Raw genomic sequence first — 21,493 nt, 5'->3', positions numbered from 1 at the left:
GGAGCGCGGAGCTCCGAGAATCTCACGGGAAGACTGTTGCTTGCATGCGTCGCAGGGCGACGGGTGCGAACGCAAGACTCTCCGCACCGACCGTCGGGGCCGACGCGGCATGCGCACCAAGGGACTACTTTACCGGATGCCGAGCGGTGTCGCAAAACGCGCCAGGGGGTGTGTCCGGTCGTAGGCTGACGGGATGACCGTTCTCGTCGACGACCCCCTCTGGCCCGCGCACGGACGGCTGTGGGCGCACCTGGTCAGCGACGAGAGCCTGGACGAGCTGCACGCCTTCGCCCGCGCACAGGACCTGCCGGCGCGCGCCTTCGACCTCGACCACTACGACGTCCCGGAGGACGCCGTACCGCGGCTCATCGCCGCCGGCGCACGGCACGTCGAGGGCAAGGAGCTGGTGCGGAGGCTGATCGCCTCAGGACTCCGTGTCCGCGGCCGCGACCGGCGCCGCTGACGGACCGTCCGAGTTCACGGACACCGGGGTACCGGTGAGCGCCGCAGTCGTCACGCGACGACGTCCTCGCCCCTGCCCCGGCGCCTTCGGCTCCGGGAGGGCGTCGAGCACCGAGTCGAGCAGCTGCTCGGCCGGAGACTTCGGACCCTTGCGGTCGGATCCGCGCTTCTTGCGCGGCTTCTTCGCGCGCTCCTGGGCTGCCGGAGCCTCGGACTCGTCGACGGCCGTCGCCGCGGCATCCGCAGTTCGCTGCGCCGCCGCTGACGGCCGCGAGGACGCCGCGATCTGCGCGAGAGCCGACTTGGCCCCCTCGGGGATGCTGTGCGTCGTGCCGGTGGCGGGCGCCGCGTTCTGGTTCTGACCGTTTCCGTTGCCGCCGCGCTGACGGCGGTTCGAGGACGAGCCTCCGTTGCCGTTGCCGCCGCCGTTCGAGCGGTGCTTGACCACGGGATCGTGATGCACGATGACGCCGCGACCCGCGCACACCTCGCACGCCTCGCTGAACGTCTCGAGCAGGCCGAGACCGAGCTTCTTGCGGGTCATCTGCACGAGACCGAGCGAGGTGACCTCGGCGACCTGGTGCTTCGTGCGATCGCGACTCAAGCACTCGATGAGGCGCCGCAGCACGAGGTCGCGGTTCGACTCGAGCACCATGTCGATGAAGTCGACGACGATGATGCCGCCGATGTCGCGCAGGCGCAGCTGACGGACGATCTCCTCAGCGGCTTCGAGGTTGTTCTTGGTGACGGTCTCCTCGAGGTTTCCGCCGGATCCGACGAACTTCCCGGTGTTGACGTCGACGACCGTCATGGCCTCGGTCCGGTCGATCACGAGAGAGCCGCCGGAGGGCAGCCACACCTTGCGGTCGAGGGCCTTCTCGATCTGCTCCGTGATGCGGAACGCGTCGAACGGGTCGACCTCGTCCTCGTAGGACTCGACGCGCTCGAGAAGGTCGGGGGCGACGCTCTCGAGGTAGGCGCGGATCGTGCGCTGCGCATCCTCGCCCTGGATGAGCATCTTCGTGAAGTCCTCGTTGAAGACGTCGCGGACGATCTTCACCAGGAGGTCGGGTTCGGCGTGCAGGAGCGCGGGCGCCTGCTGCTTCTCGACCTGCGTGCGGATGTGCTCCCACTGCGTGGTGAGGCGCTGCACGTCGCGGGTGAGCTGCTCCTCCGTGGCTCCCTCGGCCGCGGTGCGGACGATCACACCGGAGGACTCGGGCAGGACCTCCTTGAGGATGCGCTTGAGACGGGCGCGCTCGTTGTCCGGCAGCTTCCGGCTGATGCCGTTCATGGATCCGCCGGGCACGTACACGAGGTAGCGGCCGGGGAGCGAGATCTGACTGGTCAGACGGGCGCCCTTGTGACCGACCGGGTCCTTGGTGACCTGCACGAGCACACGGTCACCGGCCTTGAGCGCCAGTTCGATGCGACGCGGCTGGTTGCCGATCTCGACGCCGTCCCAGTCGACCTCGCCGGAGTACAGTACGGCGTTCCGCCCACGGCCGATGTCGACGAACGCGGCCTCCATGCTCGGAAGCACGTTCTGCACCCGGCCGAGGTAGACGTTGCCGATGAGCGACGCGTCCTGGTTGCGGGCGACGTAGTGCTCGACCAGCACGCCGTCCTCGAGAACGCCGATCTGCGTGCGGCCGTTCTTCGCACGCACGACCATCTTGCGGTCCACGGACTCGCGGCGCGCGAGGAACTCGGCCTCGGTCACGACGGGACGACGACGCCCCGCATCCCGTCCGTCGCGACGACGCTGCTTTTTGGCCTCGAGGCGGGTCGACCCCTTGATCGCCTTGGGCTCGGTGATGTACTCGACGACGCGCTGACGCGGCTGGCGCGGCTCGTCGCGCTGATCGCCGTCGTCGGATCCGCCACGACGACGACGCCCGCGGCGACCGCTGCTCGGCTCGTCGGAGTCGCGGTCGAGGTCGCGCTCGTCGCGACGGTCACGACCGGGGCGGGCCGGGAGCGGCACGATCTCGGGCGCGTAGAACGCGAGACGGGTCGACACCTGCGAGACGAAGACCTCGGGCAGCAGGCCGAGCGACACCGCGGTCACGGGCTCGGGCTTCGCCGGCGCGTCGGGCTTCGTCTCCGCCTCGGGTGCCTCGGCCTGCGTCTCCGCCGACTCCGCCTTCTCGGAGGGGTCTGCCTTCTCGGCGGGCTCCGCCTGCTCGGCAGGTGCCTCAGACTCAGCATCGGAGGGTGCCTCAGACTCAGCTTCAGCCTTCTCGGCAGCAGCCTCAGGCGCGGCCTCGGCCTCGGCCTCGGCCTCGACGGTCGCTTCGGCGTCAGCGGCGGCAGAAGGCTCCTCGCCCGGGCCCGCGTCGATCGCGACCACGGTGTCCTCGGCGGGGGTCTCCTCGGCGGCGGGCTCCTCGGGAGCCTCCGCGATCACGGGCGCCGGGGCGTCCGCGTCCGCGTCGATGTCGAGGGTAGGGGCGTCGTAGTCATTGTTCTCATCGGCCATCTCTGGCGTACTCCTCGCGCGGTGCACCTGGTGCTCCGCGAATTCTCATGCAGCTCCCGAAGGTGCCGCGAACTCATTCGGCGTGCGACCGGCCCACGGCTCTGGTCGCGAGGGGCATACGGCCCCGAAGTCTTCGTCGATGCGCGCTGCGACGGGGTCGAGCTGTGCATCACAGGCCATTATCGCACCAAGTGCACGAGTTCGCGGCATCCGCTGCCTCTCGCGAGCCGCGGAGCCGATATACACGGCTCGCCTCACGCCCGATCCATAGTGATCGCTGTGATAATCCACATATGAGCGAGCAGCGCACCCGCCCCACCGTCTACGCCGTCTGGTTGATCGTCGCGGGGGTCGTCGGCCTGATCGCGGCCTTCGCGCTCACCGTCGAGAAGTTCGTGCTGCTGCAGAACCCGCAGGATGCGCTGTCGTGCGACATCAGCCCGTTCATCCAGTGCAGCAAGAACCTGAACTCGCCCCAGGGCGAGGTCTTCGGATTCCCGAACCCGCTGCTCGGTCTCATGGGCTGGATGGCGCCGCTCATCGTCGGCGTCGCGATCCTCGCCGGTGCGCGCTTCCCGCGGTGGTTCTGGGCTGTCTTCGGCGCCGGCATCACGTTCGCGTTCGGCTTCGTGTGCTGGCTGATCGGCCAGAGCCTCTACGACCTGTTCGTGCTGTGCCCCTGGTGCATGATCACCTGGGCCGTGACGATCCCGACGTTCTTCGCCACCATGCTGCATCTCACGCGCAACGGCACCTTCACGAGAAGCGAGAAGGTCCAGGAGCGTGCGAACAGCCTGATGGCGTGGGTGCCGCTCGCGACGGTCCTCGCCTACGCCGTCATCATCATGATGGCCCAGCTGCAGGGCCTCGACTTCCTCGGCGAGATGGCCCGCATCATCTTCTGAGCCACGCCCCGCCGCCTCGACACGACGAAGCCCGCCGCACAGCACGTGCGGCGGGCTTCGTCGTGAAAAGGATCAGTCGAACCAGATACCGAGCTCCCGGGCGGCGGACTCGGGGCTGTCGGAGCCGTGCACGAGGTTCTGCTGCACCTTGAGGCCCCAGTCGCGGCCGAAGTCGCCGCGGATCGTGCCGGGCGCGGCGGTCGTCGGGTCGGTCGTGCCGGCGAGCGAGCGGAAGCCCTCGATCACGCGGTTGCCCGCGAGGCGGATCGCCACGGACGGGCCGGAGAGCATGAACTCGAGCAGCGGCTCGTAGAACGGCTTGCCCTCGTGCTCGGCGTAGTGGGCGGCGAGGCGGTCGCGATCGGGCTCGACGAGGCGGATGTCGACGAGGGCGTAGCCCTTCGCCTCGATCCGGGCGAGGATCGCGCCGGTGAGGCCGCGCGCGACGCCGTCGGGCTTGACGAGGACGAGGGTTTCTTCGGTGGCCATGTCATTCACTCTCTGTCTGAGTCGTGGTCTCTGTCTGAGCCTCGGTCACGGGCGCATCCGGACGTCGTGCGTCCAGACGAGCCCCCATGATCGTCGCATACGCCCACATGCCCCCGAAAATCACGACCACGAGGAGGATCGCCGGGACGAGGATCGCCGACAGCGCGATGACCACCTGGATCACCCAGCCCGCCGTGATCGCCCAGGGCTTCGTGATCATGCCCGCGACGACGATGCACGCGAGGCCGACGACGCCGCCGGCGACGATGCCCCACCACTGCGGGATGCCGGCGGGCAGCGTCTTCAGGCCGAAGATCGTGAGCCCGGCGAGGAACACCACGATCGATTCGAAGCCCAGCACGATGGGCGCGAGCTTCTGCACGAGGGTCCGCGGCGGCCGGGGGCGGCGTGCGGGCGTGGGGTCGGCGCTCATGCGCGCCACCCCGACTTCCAGTCCTCCTCCTCGGAGAGCGTGATGGCCTCGCCCGCGAGCACGACCGAGCCCGCGATGACGACGGCGCGACGGTCGGACGACGCGGCCCACTCGCGGGCGGCGTCGGCGGCCTCCGCCAGGGTCGGATGCACGGTCGCACGGTGGCCGGTCGCCTCGACGAGGTCAGCGATCGCGTCCGCGTCGCTCGCCCGGTCGGAGTCCGGCGCCGTCGCGAACACATGTGCGGCGGCCGGCGCGAGACGGGCGACGATGCCCGCGGCATCCTTGTCGGCGAGGATGCCGAGCACCACACCCCACTCGTCGAAATCGAAGCTGTCGTCCATGGCCTGCACGAGTGCGGCAGCGCCGTGCGGGTTGTGCGCGGCGTCCACGATCACCGTCGGTGCGACGCCGAGCAGCTGCAGACGCCCCGGAGAGGTCGCGCCCTGCAGTCCCTCCGACACGATGTCGTCGGCGATGCGCTGCTGCGCGCCTCCGATCAGCGACTCCACGGCCGCGATCGCGAGGGCGGCGTTGTGTCCCTGGTGGGCGCCGTACTGCGGCAGGTACTCCTCGACGTACTCCCCCGCGAGCCCGCGGACCGTGAGCAGCTGTCCTCCCACCGCGAGCTTCTGGTCGGCGAGACCGAAGTCCGTGCCCTCGAACGCGATGGTCGCGTTCCGCTCGGCAGCGACGCGACGCAGAACCTCGGCGGCGGCCTCGGGCTGCTGCGCCGAGACGACGGCGGCACCGTCCTTGATGATGCCTGCCTTGACCTGGGAGATCTCCGCGATCGTGTTCCCGAGACGGTCGGCGTGGTCGATGTCGATCGGCGCGAACACCGCGACGTCGCCGTCGGCCGTGTTCGTCGAGTCCCACTCGCCGCCCATGCCGACCTCGAGCACCAGGACGTCGACCGGCGCGTCGGCCACCGCGACGAACGCGAGCACGGTGAGCAGCTCGAAGAACGTCAGCGGCTCCTCGCCCTTCGATTCGAGCTCGGCGTCGACGATGCCGACGAAGGGCTCGATCTCGTCCCAGGCATCCGCCACCGCGTCGTCGTCGATCGGCTCGCCGTCGACCATGATCCGCTCGGTGAAACGCTCGAGATGCGGACTGGTGAACAGTCCGGTCCGCAGGCCGTGTGCCCGTAGCAGGCTCTCGATCATGCGCGCGGTCGAGGTCTTGCCGTTCGTCCCGGTGATGTGCACGACGCGGTACGTGCGCTGCGGGTCGTCGAGCAGCTCGAGGATGCGCGCCGTGCGCTCCTTCCGCGGCTGCACCCAGCGCTCGCCGGCCCGTCCCAGGAGGGTCTCGTAGACGGCATCCGCCCTGTCGCGCGCGCTCATGCGGAAGCTCCGATCCTGCTGACGCCGATCGTGAAGTCGTCAGTGTTGGCGTACGTGCCCTTGTCGATCACGGCCGTGAACTCCGCATCGAGAGCGACGTCGGCGCGGTGCAGACCATGCTCGACAGCCAGGGTCTCCCCCGCGATGTCCGCGACGTGGAACGCCGCTTCGACGGCATCCGCGTCGGCGCCACCCGCGAAGACGAGATCCAGACGGATCCGGTCGCTCACGTCGAAGCCGGCGTTCTTGCGGGTCTCCTGGACGGCGCGGATCACGTCGCGCGCGAGCCCCTCCGCCTCGAGCTCCGGCGTGGTCGCCGTGTCGAGCAGCATGAAGCCGCCGCCGGGCACGAGCGCGAGCGCCTCACCCTCGGGACGGCCGGAGGTCTCCAACGCCAGTTCGTACTCGGAAGGCTCCAGGGCGATGCCGCCCGCCGTCACGACGCCGTCGGTCTCGGACCAGTCCCCCGCCTTCGCGGCCCTGATCACGGTCTGGACGTTCTTGCCCAGGCGCGGTCCTGCCGCCCGGGCGTTGACGCTCAGGCGGTGGCTGATGCCGTAGTCGACCGCGGTCGTCTCCGACTGTGCGACGAGCTCCACGGCCTTGACGTTGAGCTCCTCGCGGAGGATGTCCTCGAACTGGCCGAGCGTGTCGGCGAGCGGCGACACGACGGTGAGACGCGCGAGCGGCAGGCGCACGCGCAGCTTCTCCTTCTTGCGCAACGCGTTCCCGACGCTGGACAGCTCGCGCACGGCATCCATCGCATCGCGGATGTCGTCCGCGGCGGGGAAGGCGTCCGCATCCGGCCAGTCCTGCAGGTGCACGCTCCGGCCGCCGGTGAGCCCCTGCCACACGCGCTCGCTCACGAGCGGAACGAGGGGCGCGGCCACGCGGCACAGGGTCTCGAGCACGGTGTAGAGCGTGTCGAACGCCTCCGTGGACGTGCCCTCCCAGAAGCGGTCGCGGGAGCGGCGGATGTACCAGTTCGTGAGCACCTCGGCGAAGTCGCGCAGACGCGAGGATGCCGTCGTGGAATCGAGACCCTCGAGGTCGGCGCGCACCTCGCGCACGAGGTCGCCGAGCCTCGCGAGGATGTAGCGGTCGAGCACGTCGGTGGAGTCCGTGCCGCGTGTCGTCTCGCTCCGCTCGCTCAACGACCGCTCGACGTCCGGGTTCGCCGCGTTCGCGTACGTCGCGAAGAAGTACCAGGAGTTCCACAGCGGCAGCAGGAACTCGCGCACGCCGGAGCGGATGCCCTCCTCGGTCACCGCGAGGTTGCCGCCGCGCAGCACCGAGCTCGACATGAGGAACCAGCGCATCGCATCGGACCCGTCGCGGTCGAGCACCTCGGAGACGTCGGGGTAGTTGCGCAGCGACTTCGACATCTTGTAGCCGTCGCTGCCCAGCACGATGCCGTGGCAGCTCACGCCCGTGAACGCCGGACGGTCGAACAGCGCGGTCGACAGCACGTGCATGACGTAGAACCAGCCGCGGGTCTGACCGATGTACTCCACGATGAAGTCGGCCGGTGCGTGCGAGTCGAACCACTCCTGGTTCTCGAACGGATAGTGCACCTGCGCGTACGGCATCGAGCCGGAGTCGAACCACACGTCGAAGACGTCCTCGATGCGTCGCATCGTGCTCTTCCCGGTGGGGTCGTCCGGGTTCGGACGCGTGAGGTCGTCGATGTACGGACGGTGCAGGTCGACCTCGCCCTCGGGATTGCGCGGCAACGCGCCGAAGTCGCGCTCCAGCTCCTCCAGCGAGCCGTAGGTGTCGACGCGGGGATATTCGGGGTCGTCGCTCTTCCAGACCGGGATCGGCGAGCCCCAGTAGCGGTTGCGGCTGATCGACCAGTCGCGCGCGCCCTCGAGCCACTTGCCGAACTGGCCGTGCTTCACGTTCTCGGGCACCCAGGTGATCTGCTCGTTGTTCGCGAGCATGTCGTCCTTGATGTCGGTGACGCGGATGAACCAGCTCGACACGGCCTTGTAGATCAGGGGGTTCCGGCAGCGCCAGCAGTGCGGGTAGGAGTGCACGTAGCTCTGCTCGCGCAGCAGCCGGCCCTCGCCGCGCAGCAGGCGGATGAGCGGCGTGTTCGCATCCATCCACAGCATCCCCGCGACGTCGGTGACGTTCGGGAGGAACTTCCCTCCGTCGTCGAGCGACAGGATCGTCGGGATGCCCGCCGCACCCGCGACGCGCTGGTCGTCCTCACCGTAGGCGGGCGCCTGGTGCACGATGCCGGTGCCGTCGCTCACCGTGACGTAGTCGTCGACGAGGATGCGCCAGGCGTTCTCCGTGCCGTAGGTGTCGGCGTCCGCGTAGTAGTCGAACAGCCGGTCGTAGGTGACGTCCTGCAGCTCTGCGCCCCGCACGGTCTGGTCGACGGCGGCGAGCGCGTCCTCCGCGCTCTCGTAGCCGAGGTCCTTGGCGTAGCCGGCGAGAAGCTCGCGGGCGAGGAGGTAGCGGTGCGCCGAGGCCTCGACCACCGCATCCGTGGTGCCGGCGGCGGCGTGCACGTCGGCGGCGCCGTTCGGACCCGCGGGCAGGACGACGTACTCGATGTCGGGGCCGACGGCGAGCGCGAGGTTGGTCGGGAGCGTCCAGGGCGTGGTCGTCCACGCGAGGGCGCGCACGGCAGTGAGCCCCAACGCCTCGGCCTTCGCCCCGGTGAGCGGGAAGGTCACCGTCACCGACGGATCCTGACGGTTCTGGTACACGTCGTCGTCCATGCGCAGCTCGTGCGCGGACAGCGGAGTCTCGTCGCGCCAGCAGTACGGCAGCACGCGGTAGCCCTCGTAGGCGAGACCCTTGTCGTACAGGGTCTTGAACGCCCAGAGCACGCTCTCCATGTAGCCCAGATCGAGCGTCTTGTAGCCGCGCTCGAAGTCGACCCAGCGGGCCTGGCGGGTGACGTAGTCCTGCCACTCGTGCGTGTACTTCAGCACCGAGGAGCGCGCCTTCTCGTTGAAGACGTCGATGCCCATCGACTCGATCTCGCTCTTCTCGGTGATGCCGAGCTGCTTCATGGCCTCGAGCTCGGCGGGGAGACCGTGCGTGTCCCAGCCGAACACACGGTCGACCTTCTTCCCCAGCATTGTCTGGAAGCGTGGGAACACGTCCTTGGCGTAGCCGGTCAGCAGATGCCCGTAGTGCGGGAGTCCGTTGGCGAACGGGGGGCCGTCGTAGAAGACCCACTCGTCCGCGCCGTCGCGCTGCGCGATCGAGGCGCGGAACGTGTCGTCCTGCTTCCAGAACTCGAGCACGTCCTGCTCGATCTCGGGGAAGCGCGGGCTCGGGGCGACGGAAGCAGCCTGGTCGGCGGCGGGGCCGAAGGAGGAACGCGGGTAGGTCATGTCGTCTCGCAGGAGTCGTGGCGGATGCTGCTGCGAGGACGATCCGTCCGGCTTGTCGTTCCGGGGACCGCGGTACCACCTCGCGTGCCGCGCCTCACGGCGGGGCCACTCTCACTGCGGCTGTGACGGGCCTGCCCCGCTCGGTTCTACTTGCCCCCGCCTGCACCGGGCCGGCTGGAGCGTTCTTCCGAGAGCTCCCCGGTGATGGCCGGATCGATGCTCGTGCCTCCATTGTACGCATCGGGCGCCACCGCCGGCGCGCGGGCCCCGACGTCTGCGCGACGGCGGCACGGGTGCGGACCCGCGCCACGGCGTCGGACCCCGCCCCTACGCTCGAGTCATGGCTCGTGCATCCGACTCCCTCGTCGCTCCCCGCGTCTCCCCTCCCGATCTGCCGCCGCGGCTCGAGGACGCACGGCCGTCACGCGGGGCCGACCTGCTGGCGTCGCAGCTCGACCTCCACGGCACGGTCGATCTGGCGCATTCCTCCCTCGAGCAGTGCGCGATCGCGGCGGATGCCGACGCGGTAGACCTCGTAGGGGCGACGCTGATCGACGTCGAGGTCGCGGATGCGCGGATCGCCTCGCTGCGGGTGCGCGACGCGAACCTCCGCCGCGTCCGCGTCACGGGAGGCCGGCTCGGCACTCTCGACCTCAGCGGAGCGCGCATCGACGAACTCGAGCTGCGGGGCGTGCGCATCGACTACCTGAACCTCGGCGGCGCGAAGGCGACGGACGTCGAGATCGTCGACTGCGCCATCCGCACGCTCGACATGCCCCAGGCCGAGCTGACCCGGGTGCGATTCGCGGACACGCGCACCGACGAGGTCGATCCGCGCGGACTGCGAGCCGCGCACGTCGACCTGCGCGGACTCGACGCCGGCGCGTTCCTCGATGCGAACAGCCTGCGCGGCACCACGCTCTCCTCGTTCCAGGTCCAGCTGCTGGCCCCCGTGCTTGCCGCAGGCATCGGCATCCACGTGCTCGACTGAGAACGCGCACTCAGCGTGCGATGGGGCCGTTCGCCTCCAGGAGCTCGCGCGTGAACGGATGCTGCGGTGCGGCGAACACGGCACCCACCGCGCCCTTCTCGACGATCACGCCGTCCTGCATCACGATGACCTCGTCGGCGACCGCGCCGACCACGTCGAGGTCGTGCGACACGAACACCATCGTGAGGCGGCGCTCACGCTGCAGGCGGAGAAGCAGTCGGAGCACCCTCTCACGCACCGAGGGGTCGAGCGCCGACACAGGCTCGTCGAGCACGAGGATCTCGGGTTCGGCGGCGAGCGCGCGGGCGATCGCCGCGCGCTGACGCTGACCGCCGGAGAGCGCGATCGGTCGGCGTGCGGCGAGCGCGGGGTCGAGGTCGACCTCCCGCAGCAGCTCCGCGACGCGTGCGGCGCGATGCGCACGCGGCACCCCTCCCGCGGCGAGGCCCTCGCGCAGAGAGCGGCCGATGGTCCACCGCGGGTCGAAGGCTCCGAGCGGGTTCTGGTGCACGAGCTGCACCCGCCGCCGCCCGCCCGTCCAGCGCAGGGCACCCTCGTCGGGCGCTTCCACGCCGACGATCATGCGCGCGAGGGTGGTCTTCCCCGATCCGGACTCCCCCACCACACCCACGGTCCTGCCCTGTGGCACGGTGAACGACGCGTCCGACAACGCGACCAGATCTCCGTAGCGTCGGGTCGCTCCCGCGACGACGAGCACCGGCTCCGCAGTCGCGGTCTGCGGCGCGCGCGGCTCGTGGATCGTGGCGGCGATGAGCTGTCGCGTGTAGTCGTGCTGGGGCGCCCCGAGCACGACCTCGACCGGGCCGGACTCGACGACGACGCCGTCGCGCATCACGATCACGCGGTCGGCGATGCGACGCACCGCGGCGAAGTCATGGCTGATGAAGACGACAGCCGTGCCGGCGTCCGCGATGTCCCGCAGCAGCGCGAGGATGCGCGCCTGCACCGTGGCGTCGAGCGCGGTCGTCGGCTCATCGGCCACGAGCACCGCGGGTTGGCCGGCGAGCGCCGAGGCGATGAGGGCCCGCTGGCGGAGCCCGCCGGACAGCTCGTGCGGGTACTGCCGCTCGCGACGATCGGGGTCGGGCATCCACACCCGCCGCAGCAGTTCGCGCACCCGTTCCTGCACGGCCGGCCGACCGGTCACGGTGCCGTGCAGGTGCAACGGCTCGGCGACAGCCGCCCCCACGCGCTGCAGCGGGTCGAGGGAGACGAGCGCGTCCTGCGCCACCAGGGCGATCCGACGACCCCGCAGCGCACGCCATTTTCGCTCGCCGAGCCCTCGGGCGTCAGCGCCGTCGACGAGGAGGCGCGCGAGCCGCACGCGCGCATCCGACGGTGTGAGTCCCAGAAGCGCACGAGCGGTGAGGGTCTTGCCTGCGCCCGACTCCCCCACGATCGCGACGCACTCCCCACGGTCGACGTGCAGCGAGACGCCGTCGATGACCGGTTCGCCTCCGAAGTCGATGCGGAGGTCGTCGAGCTCGAGCGCGGCGGTCATGCGTGTCGTCCTTCCGCACGAGCGCGCAGCACGCGCCCGACGATCGTCGCGGCGATGACCGTCACGGTGATCGCGATACCAGGGAAGACGGCGATCCACCACGCCTGACCGAGCACGTTGCGCCCGCCCGCGAGCATCAGCCCCCACTCGGGAGTGGGCTCCGAGGGACCGAGACCGAGGAAGCTCAGACCTGCGGCCGCGAGGATGCTGGAGCCGATGCCGATCGTCGCGAGCACGCTGAGCGATCCCAGCACGCCGGGCACCACGTGCCGGACGAACGCCTGCGAGGGAGGGACGCCGAGGATCCGCGCGGCCTCGACGTGCTCGGCGACGCGCAGGGTGCGCGTCTGCACCCGGGCGAGCCGCACGTACACGGGCGCCGCGGCGAGGGTGACGGCGATCGCGATGTTCACGGGGCCGGGGCCGAGCACGGCGACGACCACGAGCGCGACGAGGAACTCGGGGAACGCCATGAGCACATCGTTCACCCGCATGAGGGCGGTGTCGACCGGACGCGGTGCGAGACCGGCCAGTGCACCGACGATCAGACCGGCGATGAGCGCGATCCCGGTCGCGAGCAGGCCGATGCCGATCGACCTCCCCGCGCCGAACACGACCCGCGAGTACACGTCCCGGCCGCTCTGATCCGTGCCGAACAGGTGCTCCCCGCTGGGCGGCAGCAGCGCCGAGCGCACATCGGTCTGCAGCGGGTCGTGCGTCGCGAGCATCCCGGGGAACACGGCGACCACGGCGAGGACCGCGAGCACCCCCACGGCGATCCACAGCAGCACGCTCTGCCCGCGCCTCACCGGACACCTCCGCGCGTACCGCGCAGGCGTGGATCCAGCAGCGGATGCACGAGCTCGACGACGAGGTTCACGATCACGAACACGACCGCGCTGAGCAGGATGATGCCCGTGATGACCGGGAGGTCACGGTTGCTGATCGCCGCGAGGGTCACGCGGCCGAGGCCGGCCCGCGCGAAGACGGTCTCCACGAGCACGGCACCGCCGAGCACGGACCCCGTGAGGTAGGCGGCGAGGGTGAGCGCGCCGGAGGCGCCGTGACGCAGACCGTGGCGCAGCGTGAACCACGACGGACTCGCGCCCCGGGCGCGGACGGTATCGGCGAACGGCATCCGCTCCGCCTGGGCCAGTCCGTCGCGGAGCACCTGGCTGAGCAGGGCGGCGACCGGCAGCGCGAGTGTGATCGCGGGGAGCACGATCGTCGCCGGGTTGCGGGCCCCCGACACCGGGAACCATCCGAGACCGAACGCGAACACGCTCAGGAGGATCAGCCCGATCCAGAACACCGGCGACGACAGGATCACGAGCTCGATGCCCGCCGCGACCGTGCGCGCGGCCTGACCGCGCACGAGCAGCGCCACCGCGAGGGCGAGCACCACCGCGAGCAGTAGCGCGAGTGCGGCGAGCTGCAGCGTGGGGCCGAGCTGGCGTCCGATGACCTCCGTGACCGGCATCCGCAGCTGGTACGACTCGCCGAGATCGCCGCGCGCGAGCTGCCCGATGAACGTCAGGTACTGCTCGAGCGGCGGCCGGTCGAGCCCGAGCTCGGCGCGGATGCCGTCCTTCACGGCCTCGCTGACCTGGGCCTGCGGGCCGAGCATGACCGACACCGGATCGCCCGGGATCACACGGAACGCGAGGAACGCCAGAGTCGCCGCTCCCCAGAGCACCACCACGACGGATGCCGCGAGACCGGCGATGCGGATGAGCGCAGCCTTCACGTCTCGCTCCGCTCGCTCAACGACCGGGGGTGATCAGTCGATGCTCACATCGTAGAACAGGGGTCGGCCGTACAGGTCGTACTCCAGGCCGCTGACCCGGTCGCCGACCGCGGTGATCGCGGAGGGCACGTAGAGCGGCACGATCGCCTGGTGCGTCGCGTTCCATTCCTGCAGCTGCGTGTACAGCTCGTCGCGCTGGGCCTGGTCGCTCGTCGCGACGGCCTGCTCGAGCAGCGTGTCGACGGCGGGGTCCGACACCTGGGAGGCGTTCTGGAAGCCGTCGGTGTGCAGGTGGTTGCGCAGCAGATCGGGGTCGACGCCCGAGAAGCCCCAGTCGGTCAGGTCGAACGTCTTGGGCCCGTACTGCTCGTTGTAGGCGCCGGGCTCGAGGACCTCGCGCACGACGTCGATGCCGATCGCCTTCAGGTCGGACTGGATCGCGTTGGCGAGGGCTGCGCGGTCGTCGGGGACAGGCGTATAGGCGATCCAGCGCACCGAGAGGGGCTGGCCGTCCTTCATGCGGATGCCGTCGGCGTCGCGCTCGGTCCACCCGGCCTCATCCAGCAGGGCGTTCGCCGCCGCCGGATCGAACGGCCAGCTGTCCTCGAGCGCGGCATCGTAGCCGGGCGTGGTCGGGCCGAGGATCGACCACGCGCGCGGGAACTGGTCGAAGAAGATCTCCTCCACCGCGGCGTCGACGTCGATGCCGCGTGCGAACGCCTGTCGCACCCTCTCATCGGCGAACACGCCGTACTTCTCGTTCAGGTACAGCGAGTACGGGAGCCCCGGGTACTCGACGGAGTCGACCGTCACGTCGTCGCCCAGGTCGCCCGCGAGGTTCGGCGGGATGTTGCTGGCGATGTCGGCCTCGCTGCTCTGGACCACTCCGGCGCGCACGGACGCCTCGGGCTGGATCTCGACGCGGAGAGTCTCGACCTTCGGCGCCGTCTCGCCGTGCGGGCCCCACGCGTAGTCGTCGTTGCGCGTGTAGACGATCTCCTGGTCGGGCGTGTACTCGGTGAGCTCGTACGGCCCGGTGCCGACCGTGATGCCGGGGCCGCCGGCCTTCAGCTGATCCGCCGACTCAGCGAGCACCGCCGGGGAGTAGAAGCCGAGCTGCGGGGTGCTCGCCGCCTGCAGGAACGGGGCGTACGGCTGCGTGAACGACACCTTCACGGTGTGGTCGTCGATGACCTCGGTGCCCTCGTAGAAGTCCGCGCCGAGCATGCTCGCGGCCTGCGCCGACTCGGTCTCGGGGTCGACGATCCGGTCGAAGTTCGCCTTCACGGCGGCGGCGTCGAAGGGCTCCCCGTCCGTGAACGTCACGTCGTCCCGCAGCGTGAACGTGTACTCCGTGCTGTCCGGCGACACCTCCCAGTCCGTCGCGAGCCACGGGGTGAAGGAGCCGTCCTCCTCCTGGAAGACGAGGGAGTCGAGCACCGCGCGCTGCACCATGCCCGACACGTCGAGCTGGCTCACCTGGGGGTCCATGTGCCCGGCTGCGAGGTTCGCGCCCTCGATCGACCACACGAGCTCTCCGCCCTCGGCGTCGGAGGAGGATGCGGTGCAGGCGCTGAGCGCGAGCGCCGAGACGGCGGCGAGCGCCACGAGCGGGAGGACGCGGCGTGCGGAGTGTGCGGGCATGACTATTCCTCGGAAGAACGGGTCGGGATGAGGCCAGTCTAGAGCGGATTCTTGGACCGGGTCGATCTGCGACGGGATCGGTTCCCGGGCGTCCGCCGCGCGGCTCTCGGTACACTGGAGGCACAACCCACACTCAGGCACGCTCACACAGTGCCGCATACATCGCTCGAGGAGACCTCATGGCCGCGTCCGCACACTCTCAGATCCCTGACAAGCCCGCGCTGGAAGGCCTCGAAGCGAAGTGGGGCGAGTCCTGGTCCGAGCGGGGCACGTACCTGTTCGACCGCATCCGCGCCGCGCAGTCCGGCCGCGACGGCGTCTACTCGATCGATACGCCTCCGCCTACGGCATCCGGCAGCCTGCACATCGGCCATGTGTTCTCCTACACCCACACCGATGTCAAGGCGCGCTACGAGCGCATGCGCGGCAAGACCGTGTTCTACCCGATGGGCTGGGACGACAACGGCCTGCCGACCGAGCGTCGCGTGCAGAACTATTACGGTGTGCGCTGCGACCCGTCGCTCCCCTATGAGGCGGACTTCGCTCCCCCGTTCGAGGGCGGTGACAACAAGTCGAGCCGTGCCGCGGACCAGAAGCCCATCAGTCGCCGCAACTTCATCGAGCTGTGCGAGCGACTGACCGTCGAGGACGAGAAGCAGTTCGAGGCGCTGTTCCGCCAGCTGGGCCTCTCGGTCGACTGGACGCAGACCTACCGCACGATCTTCGACGACACGATCCGTCAGAGCCAGCTCGCGTTCCTCCGCAATCTCGAGCGCGGGGAGGCCTACCAGTCGCTCGCACCCACCCTGTGGGACATCGACTTCCGTTCTGCGATCGCCCAGGCGGAGCTCGAGGATCGCGACCAGCAGGCCGCGTACCACACGATCGACTTCCCGTTCGCGGACGGGTCAGGCGCGATCACGATCGAGACCACCCGCCCGGAGCTGCTCCCTGCCTGCATCGCGATCGTGACGCACCCCGAGGGTCCGCACAAGCACCTGATCGGCACCAAGGTGAAGACGCCCTTCTTCGGCGCCGAGATCGAGATCCACGGGCACCACCTCGCCCAGCCCGACAAGGGCACGGGAGCGGCCATGGTCTGCACCTTCGGCGACGTGACCGACATCATCTGGTGGCGCGAGCTGCGCACGGCCGACGGCCGCGACCTTCCCAACATGACGACCATCGGTCTCGACGGACGCTTCCTCCCGACCGCGCCGTCGATCGTGACGGACTCTGCGGCGATCGACTGGTACCAGACCGAGCTCGCCGGCAAGACCGTGTTCTCGGCGCGCAAGGCCATCGTCGAGAAGCTGCAGGAGACCGGCGACATGACGGCCGTCGGCAAGCCGTTCAACCACGCCGTGAAGTTCTTCGAGAAGGGCGACCGCCCGCTCGAGATCGTGTCGACGCGTCAGTGGTACATCCGCAACGGCGCCCGCGACGGCGAGCTGCGCGACCAGCTGCTCGCGCACGGCTCCGAGCTCTCCTGGCACCCCGACTTCATGCGCGTGCGCTACGAGAACTGGGTGGGTGGCCTGACCGGTGACTGGCTGGTGTCCCGCCAGCGCTTCTTCGGCGTGCCGATCCCCCTCTGGTACGGCCTCGACGAGAACGGCGAGCGCGACTACGACCGCGTGCTCGCGCCCGACCACGCCGCCCTGCCGATCGACCCCACGACCGACGTGCCCGCGGGGTACACCGAGGACCAGCGCGGCGTGCCCGGCGGGTTCGACGCCGAGGCCGACATCCTCGACACCTGGGCCACGTCGTCCCTCACCCCGCAGCTCGCGGGCGGATGGCAGCGCGACGAGGAGCTGTGGTCCCTCACCGCCCCGTTCGACCTGCGTCCGCAGGGCCAGGACATCATCCGCACCTGGCTGTTCTCGACCATGCTGCGCTCGACGCTGGAAGACGGTCGGACTCCGTGGCGCAACGCCGCGATCTCCGGCTTCATCGTCGACCCCGACCGCAAGAAGATGTCGAAGTCCAAGGGCAACGTCGTGACTCCGGCCGACATCCTCGACGCCCATGGATCGGATGCCGTTCGCTACTGGGCGGCCTCGAGCCGTCTCGGCATGGATGCGGCCTTCGACCCGCAGAACCCCACGCAGGTGAAGATCGGCCGCCGTCTGGCCATCAAGGTCCTGAACGCGGCGAAGTTCGTGCTGTCGTTCCCCGTGCCCGAGGGCGCGCAGGTCACGCACGCGCTCGACGCGTCGATGCTCACTGCCCTCGACGCCGTCGTGGTGGAGGCGACGAAGGCGTTCGAGAGCTACGACCAGGCAAAGGCGCTCGAGGTCACCGAGGCGTTCTTCTGGACGTTCTGCGACGACTATCTCGAACTCGTCAAGGAGCGCGCCTACGACCAGACGAACGTGGGCCAGGCCTCGGCCGCACTCGCCCTGCGCCTGGCGCTCTCGACGCTGCTGCGTCTGCTCGCCCCGGTGATCTCCTTCGCGACCGAAGAGGTGTGGTCGTGGTTCGAGGAGGGCTCCGTGCACACCGCGTCGTGGCCCGAGCCGCTGTCGATCGCTGGCGACACCGCGGTCCTCGCCGTCGCCAGCGAGGCCCTGATCGGCATCCGTCGCGCCAAGACCGAGGCCAAGGCCTCGCAGAAGACGCCGGTCTCGCACGCCACGATCTCCGCACCCGCCGGAAAGCTCGAGGCACTGCGCGCCGCAGCAGACGACCTGCGTGCCGTGGGAAGGATCGCCGAACTCGAGTTCGTCGAGGCGGAGGACTTCGCCGTGACGGAGATCCTGCTCGCTCCGGTCGAGGGGGCATGATGCAGCTGGGTACGCGCTGGGCGACGGGTTCGGCCGCACCGGCATCCGTCCCGGCGGCGCTGCGACCGGCGATCGCCGAGGTCGAGGGCCAGGGACTGGTCGGCCATTGGACGCTGACCTGGCTCGAAGGCCGGGCGATCGCCGAGCTCGACGCCGGCTGGGAGGTCGTGCAGACCGCGTCCGGCGAGGTCGTCGTGCGGCCCTTCGAGGACTAGCGGCGCGGAACGCCCATCTGCGCGAGCAGGTGCTCGACGGCACGCGGATCCTGCCTGCGCGCCTGCTGCTCGCGGAGCAGATCGTTGGCGACCTCACGCCGCTCGGCGCGAGCCGCGATCCGGCGCTCCACGAAGGCCGTCAGATGCGTCGCGACGTTCAGCAGTCGGCGCTCGACGAGGGTCGGGGCCGTGAGGTGGAGCGCTGCACTGGTCATGATTCCTCCGTACGTACGTCGGTGGGCAGATCGAAGAGCTCGGCGCGCAGGGATACGCGCCGCACATCGGGACCGGACTGTCCCTGGTACCGCTCGACCACGCGGTCCACGACCTCGGTGAGTTCGGCCTTGAGCTCGGCCATCTGCTCGACCGTGAGGTCGAGGTAGGTCGTCATGACGATGCCCGCGTCGCGCCATTCCTCCGGGATCTCCGACTCGGCGCGATTGAGGTAGGCCATCAGGGTCTCGTGCCGCAGACGGAAGAACTCGGCGGTGACGATCTGCGCCGACGCCCTGTTCGAGGGCGTCATGCTGTCGTCGGGTCCTGGCAGATCGATCCGCCCCTTGGGGCGCTCCCACCAGCGCTCGCGCGCCGTCCCCCTCCCCTCGACCTCGTGGATGAGGTCGTGCGCCGCGAGGGCGCGCAGGTGGTAGCTCATCGACCCGGAGGTCTCGCCGACCAGTGCAGCGAGCGTGCTCGCGGTCTGCGGGCCTCGCTCGCTGAGCAGGTCGAAGATGCGCACGCGCAGCGGATGCGCGAGCGCCTTGAGCGCTCCGGCATCCAGGCTGCGGGACTCCCGTGTGTTCGTCATGCATGCAAAGATACTCTTGCAAATCTTTCTTTGCAAGTTTTTCTTTGCAAAGACTTCTCTGTACTCCCGGGGTCTTCAGGAGACAGCAGCGCGCGCGGCCACGAACGCCGCCACGCAGCGCTCCACCTGCTCGGGCGTATGAGCCGCCGAGAGCTGCACCCGGATGCGCGCGAGGCCGCGGGGCACGACGGGAAAGCTGAACGCCGTGACATAGACGCCGTGCTTCTGCATCTCGCTCGCGATCCTGGCCGTCACCGCGGCGTCTCCGAACATCACCGGCACGATCGGGTGCTCTCCCGGAAGCAGCTCGAAGCCCTCGGCCGTCATGCGCTCGCGGAACAGCGCCGCGTTCTCGCGCAGCCGCGCCCGCAGGTCGGCCGAGCCCTCCACGAGATCGAGAGCGGTGAGGGTCCCCGCGACGATCGATGGCGCCAGCGTGTTGGAGAACAGGTACGGGCGCGAACGCTGACGCAGCAGGGCGACGATGGCGGCATGCGAGGCGACGTATCCGCCGGACGCCCCGCCGAGGGCCTTCCCGAACGTCCCCGTGTAGATGTCCACGCGGTCGGCGACCCCGCACAGCTCGGGCGTCCCCCGTCCGTGCTCCCCCACGAAGCCCACGGCGTGCGAGTCGTCGACGAACACCAGGGCGTCGTAGCGCTCCGCCAGATCGCAGATCTCCGCGAGCGGCGCGATGTAGCCATCCATCGAGAAGACACCGTCCGTCACCACCACGCGGAAGCGCGCATCGGATGCCGCCTTCAGCTGCTCCTCCAGGTCGGCCATGTCCCGGTTGCGGTACCGCAGGCGTCGCGCCTTGGAGAGTCGGATGCCGTCGATGATCGACGCGTGGTTCAGCTCGTCCGAGATGATGGCGTCCTCCGCGCCGAACAGCGTCTCGAAGACCCCGCCGTTGGCATCGAAGCACGAGGAGTAGAGGATCGCGTCATCCGTGCCGAGGAAGCCGGCGAGCCGACGCTCCAGCTCGAGGTGCTGCTCCTGGGTGCCGCAGATGAACCGCACGCTCGCGAGACCGTAGCCCCACTCGTCCAGCGCGCTCTTCGCGGCGTCCCTGATGCGCACGTCGTCCGCGAGGCCGAGGTAGTTGTTGGCGCAGAAATTCAGCACCTCGGCGCCGTCGGCGGTGATCTCGGCGCTCTGCGGACCGCGGATGCCGCGCTCACGTTTCGTCAGTCCCGCCTCCTCGATCCCGGCGAGTTCCGCGGCCACATGCGTCTGAAAAGTCCCGTACATCACAGCTCCGTCCAATCGAGGATGATCTTTCCCGTGCCGGCGGACTCCGCCGCCGCGAATCCGCGCTCCCACTCCCTCGCCGGGAGCACCTCCGCGATCACGCGGCCGATCGACGCGCGCAGCGTCGCGCTCGTCTGCAGCATCGCGCCCATCGCATTCCAGGTCTCGAACATCTCGCGCCCGTAGATCCCCTTGATGGTCAGCATGTGCGTCACGAGTTTGCCCCAGTCGATCTCGAATCCCGACGTCGGGAGTCCGAGCATCGCGATGCGTCCGCCGTGGTTCATGTTCTCGATCATGGCGGGGAGCGCCGACGGAGCACCGCTCATCTCGAAGCCGATGTCGAAGCCCTCTCGCATCCCGAGCACCCGCTGCGCTTCGCGCACTTCCCGTTTCGACACGTCGACGACCTGGTCGGCGCCCATGAGCGTCGCCATCTCGAGCCGCGGCGCACTGACGTCGGTCGCCGTGATGAACCGCGCCCCGGCGTGACGGGCCACCGCGATCGCCATGAGGCCGATCGGACCGCATCCCGTCACGAGCACGTCCTCCCCCACGAGCGGGTACGTGAGCGCAGTGTGCACGGCGTTGCCGAGGGGGTCGAAGATCGCACCGAGCTCGGGACTGACGTCGGCGTGGTGCACCCAGACGTTCGTCGCCGGGAGGGCAAGGAACTCGGCGAACGCGCCGTCACGCTGCAGCCCGAGTCCGATCGTGCGGATGCACATCTGCCGCCGGCCGGCGCGGCAGTTTCGACAGGTCCCGCACACGATGTGGCCCTCACCCGAGACCCTGTCACCCACGGAGATGTCGTGCACGAGGGGGCCGACCTCGACGACCTCGCCGTAGAACTCGTGGCCGGGGATCAGGGGCGCGTCGATCGCGGACGCGGCCCACTCGTCCCACCGGCGGATGTGCAGGTCGGTGCCGCAGATGCCGGTGCGGAGCACGCGGATCACGACCTCGTCGGCGGCGGCGACCGGATCCGGCCGCTCGACCATTTCGAGTCCGGCTGCGCGTTCGGCTTTGAACAGTGCCCTCATG

At 69.7% G+C, this 21,493-nt stretch carries 18 protein-coding genes; 5 read left to right on the top strand and 13 right to left on the bottom strand.

All coding sequences use genetic code 11. The features are described 5' to 3' along the window. The first annotated feature begins 193 nt into the window (after positions 1–193). Positions 194–463 (top strand): DUF4031 domain-containing protein, encoded by a 270-nt coding sequence (locus tag MRBLMX7_RS17640; protein WP_363370467.1) that lies wholly within the window; start codon positions 194–196, stop codon positions 461–463. Here MRBLMX7_RS17640 and MRBLMX7_RS17635 read toward each other — a convergent pair. Next, positions 425–2,944, bottom strand: coding sequence for an Rne/Rng family ribonuclease (locus MRBLMX7_RS17635; protein ID WP_363370466.1), 2,520 nt, complete (start codon positions 2,942–2,944; stop codon positions 425–427). The genes MRBLMX7_RS17640 and MRBLMX7_RS17635 overlap by 39 nt on opposite strands. A 293-nt stretch (positions 2,945–3,237) precedes the next feature. On the opposite strand from MRBLMX7_RS17635, the gene MRBLMX7_RS17630 reads away from it, so the two are divergent. Beyond that, positions 3,238–3,849, top strand: a complete 612-nt coding sequence (locus MRBLMX7_RS17630) for a vitamin K epoxide reductase family protein (protein WP_363370464.1) — start codon at positions 3,238–3,240, stop codon at positions 3,847–3,849. A 72-nt stretch (positions 3,850–3,921) separates the two neighbouring features. Here MRBLMX7_RS17630 and ndk read toward each other — a convergent pair whose 3' ends face one another. Genes ndk through ileS form a run of 4 tightly spaced genes read right to left on the bottom strand, consistent with a single transcriptional unit; the run spans position 3,922 to position 9,479 of the window. Continuing rightward, on the bottom strand, positions 3,922–4,338 hold the full coding sequence (gene ndk / locus MRBLMX7_RS17625) for a nucleoside-diphosphate kinase (RefSeq protein WP_050723822.1): 417 nt from the start codon (positions 4,336–4,338) through the stop codon (positions 3,922–3,924). A 1-nt stretch (position 4,339) separates the two neighbouring features. After that, a complete protein-coding gene (locus MRBLMX7_RS17620) occupies positions 4,340–4,771 on the bottom strand; it encodes a DUF4233 domain-containing protein (RefSeq protein ID WP_363370462.1) in 432 nt (143 codons plus the stop codon). After that, complete coding sequence (locus tag MRBLMX7_RS17615) at positions 4,768–6,120, bottom strand: bifunctional folylpolyglutamate synthase/dihydrofolate synthase (protein ID WP_363370460.1); 1,353 nt, start codon at positions 6,118–6,120, stop codon at positions 4,768–4,770. The genes MRBLMX7_RS17620 and MRBLMX7_RS17615 overlap by 4 nt, the downstream gene beginning before the upstream one ends. Continuing rightward, positions 6,117–9,479: an isoleucine--tRNA ligase gene (gene ileS, locus MRBLMX7_RS17610; protein ID WP_363370458.1), complete on the bottom strand. Its 3,363-nt coding sequence runs from the start codon at positions 9,477–9,479 to the stop codon at positions 6,117–6,119. Before ileS ends, MRBLMX7_RS17615 begins: the two co-directional genes overlap by 4 nt. A gap of 340 nt (positions 9,480–9,819) precedes the next feature. Here ileS and MRBLMX7_RS17605 point away from each other — a divergent pair, with 340 nt between their 5' ends. Continuing rightward, positions 9,820–10,470 (top strand): pentapeptide repeat-containing protein, encoded by a 651-nt coding sequence (locus MRBLMX7_RS17605; RefSeq protein ID WP_363370456.1) that lies wholly within the window; start codon positions 9,820–9,822, stop codon positions 10,468–10,470. A gap of 10 nt (positions 10,471–10,480) precedes the next feature. Here MRBLMX7_RS17605 and MRBLMX7_RS17600 read toward each other — a convergent pair whose 3' ends face one another. Genes MRBLMX7_RS17600 through MRBLMX7_RS17585 form a run of 4 tightly spaced genes read right to left on the bottom strand, consistent with a single transcriptional unit; the run spans position 10,481 to position 15,383 of the window. Further along, positions 10,481–11,992 (bottom strand): ABC transporter ATP-binding protein, encoded by a 1,512-nt coding sequence (locus tag MRBLMX7_RS17600; RefSeq protein ID WP_363370454.1) that lies wholly within the window; start codon positions 11,990–11,992, stop codon positions 10,481–10,483. Continuing rightward, a complete protein-coding gene (locus tag MRBLMX7_RS17595) occupies positions 11,989–12,801 on the bottom strand; it encodes an ABC transporter permease (protein ID WP_363370453.1) in 813 nt (270 codons plus the stop codon). Before MRBLMX7_RS17595 ends, MRBLMX7_RS17600 begins: the two co-directional genes overlap by 4 nt. Continuing rightward, positions 12,798–13,739: an ABC transporter permease gene (locus tag MRBLMX7_RS17590; protein ID WP_363370451.1), complete on the bottom strand. Its 942-nt coding sequence runs from the start codon at positions 13,737–13,739 to the stop codon at positions 12,798–12,800. The genes MRBLMX7_RS17595 and MRBLMX7_RS17590 overlap by 4 nt, the downstream gene beginning before the upstream one ends. Positions 13,740–13,772: 33 nt before the next feature. Then, positions 13,773–15,383 carry an ABC transporter substrate-binding protein gene (locus tag MRBLMX7_RS17585; RefSeq protein ID WP_363370449.1) on the bottom strand — a complete coding sequence of 537 codons (1,611 nt, stop codon included), beginning with the start codon at positions 15,381–15,383 and terminating at the stop codon, positions 13,773–13,775. A 179-nt stretch (positions 15,384–15,562) separates the two neighbouring features. Between MRBLMX7_RS17585 and valS the strand changes: the two genes are divergently transcribed. Both valS and MRBLMX7_RS17575 read left to right on the top strand, forming a co-directional pair. Continuing rightward, the gene (gene valS / locus MRBLMX7_RS17580; RefSeq protein WP_363370447.1) at positions 15,563–18,172 is read left to right on the top strand and encodes a valine--tRNA ligase; all 2,610 of its coding nucleotides are present in this window, start codon (positions 15,563–15,565) and stop codon (positions 18,170–18,172) included. Beyond that, positions 18,172–18,387 carry a hypothetical protein gene (locus tag MRBLMX7_RS17575; RefSeq protein ID WP_363370445.1) on the top strand — a complete coding sequence of 72 codons (216 nt, stop codon included), beginning with the start codon at positions 18,172–18,174 and terminating at the stop codon, positions 18,385–18,387. Before valS ends, MRBLMX7_RS17575 begins: the two co-directional genes overlap by 1 nt. On the opposite strand, the gene MRBLMX7_RS17570 is transcribed toward MRBLMX7_RS17575, so the two are convergent. From MRBLMX7_RS17570 to tdh, 4 genes are all read right to left on the bottom strand, one after another. Further along, positions 18,384–18,602: a hypothetical protein gene (locus MRBLMX7_RS17570; protein WP_363370443.1), complete on the bottom strand. Its 219-nt coding sequence runs from the start codon at positions 18,600–18,602 to the stop codon at positions 18,384–18,386. The two genes, MRBLMX7_RS17575 and MRBLMX7_RS17570, sit on opposite strands and share 4 nt — an antisense overlap. Beyond that, complete coding sequence (locus tag MRBLMX7_RS17565; protein WP_363370441.1) at positions 18,599–19,195, bottom strand: ArsR/SmtB family transcription factor; 597 nt, start codon at positions 19,193–19,195, stop codon at positions 18,599–18,601. Before MRBLMX7_RS17565 ends, MRBLMX7_RS17570 begins: the two co-directional genes overlap by 4 nt. Before the next feature lie 75 nt (positions 19,196–19,270). After that, positions 19,271–20,449 (bottom strand): glycine C-acetyltransferase, encoded by a 1,179-nt coding sequence (locus MRBLMX7_RS17560; RefSeq protein ID WP_363370439.1) that lies wholly within the window; start codon positions 20,447–20,449, stop codon positions 19,271–19,273. Further along, positions 20,449–21,492 carry an L-threonine 3-dehydrogenase gene (tdh, locus tag MRBLMX7_RS17555; protein WP_363370437.1) on the bottom strand — a complete coding sequence of 348 codons (1,044 nt, stop codon included), beginning with the start codon at positions 21,490–21,492 and terminating at the stop codon, positions 20,449–20,451. The genes MRBLMX7_RS17560 and tdh overlap by 1 nt, the downstream gene beginning before the upstream one ends. Between the last annotated feature and the right edge of the window lies 1 nt (position 21,493).

This window comes from Microbacterium sp. LMX7-1.2 (genome assembly GCF_040675935.1).
In the GTDB taxonomy this organism is placed as follows: domain Bacteria; phylum Actinomycetota; class Actinomycetes; order Actinomycetales; family Microbacteriaceae; genus Microbacterium.
The sequence above is the reverse complement of the archived record's forward strand: the minus strand, read 5'-3'. Positions and strand labels throughout refer to the sequence as shown.

Coding starts and splice junctions, on each gene's coding strand:
- MRBLMX7_RS17570 (WP_363370443.1), bottom strand. CDS start 18,602: ATGACCAGTGCAGCGCTCCACCTCACGGCCCCGACCCTCGTCGAGCGC.
- MRBLMX7_RS17640 (WP_363370467.1), top strand. CDS start 194: ATGACCGTTCTCGTCGACGACCCCCTCTGGCCCGCGCACGGACGGCTG.
- MRBLMX7_RS17630 (WP_363370464.1), top strand. CDS start 3,238: ATGAGCGAGCAGCGCACCCGCCCCACCGTCTACGCCGTCTGGTTGATC.
- ileS (WP_363370458.1), bottom strand. CDS start 9,479: ATGACCTACCCGCGTTCCTCCTTCGGCCCCGCCGCCGACCAGGCTGCT.
- MRBLMX7_RS17560 (WP_363370439.1), bottom strand. CDS start 20,449: ATGTACGGGACTTTTCAGACGCATGTGGCCGCGGAACTCGCCGGGATC.
- tdh (WP_363370437.1), bottom strand. CDS start 21,492: ATGAGGGCACTGTTCAAAGCCGAACGCGCAGCCGGACTCGAAATGGTC.
- valS (WP_363370447.1), top strand. CDS start 15,563: ATGGCCGCGTCCGCACACTCTCAGATCCCTGACAAGCCCGCGCTGGAA.
- MRBLMX7_RS17605 (WP_363370456.1), top strand. CDS start 9,820: ATGGCTCGTGCATCCGACTCCCTCGTCGCTCCCCGCGTCTCCCCTCCC.
- MRBLMX7_RS17565 (WP_363370441.1), bottom strand. CDS start 19,195: ATGACGAACACACGGGAGTCCCGCAGCCTGGATGCCGGAGCGCTCAAG.
- MRBLMX7_RS17615 (WP_363370460.1), bottom strand. CDS start 6,120: ATGAGCGCGCGCGACAGGGCGGATGCCGTCTACGAGACCCTCCTGGGA.
- MRBLMX7_RS17575 (WP_363370445.1), top strand. CDS start 18,172: ATGCAGCTGGGTACGCGCTGGGCGACGGGTTCGGCCGCACCGGCATCC.
- MRBLMX7_RS17600 (WP_363370454.1), bottom strand. CDS start 11,992: ATGACCGCCGCGCTCGAGCTCGACGACCTCCGCATCGACTTCGGAGGC.
- MRBLMX7_RS17620 (WP_363370462.1), bottom strand. CDS start 4,771: ATGAGCGCCGACCCCACGCCCGCACGCCGCCCCCGGCCGCCGCGGACC.
- MRBLMX7_RS17635 (WP_363370466.1), bottom strand. CDS start 2,944: ATGGCCGATGAGAACAATGACTACGACGCCCCTACCCTCGACATCGAC.
- MRBLMX7_RS17585 (WP_363370449.1), bottom strand. CDS start 15,383: ATGCCCGCACACTCCGCACGCCGCGTCCTCCCGCTCGTGGCGCTCGCC.
- ndk (WP_050723822.1), bottom strand. CDS start 4,338: ATGGCCACCGAAGAAACCCTCGTCCTCGTCAAGCCCGACGGCGTCGCG.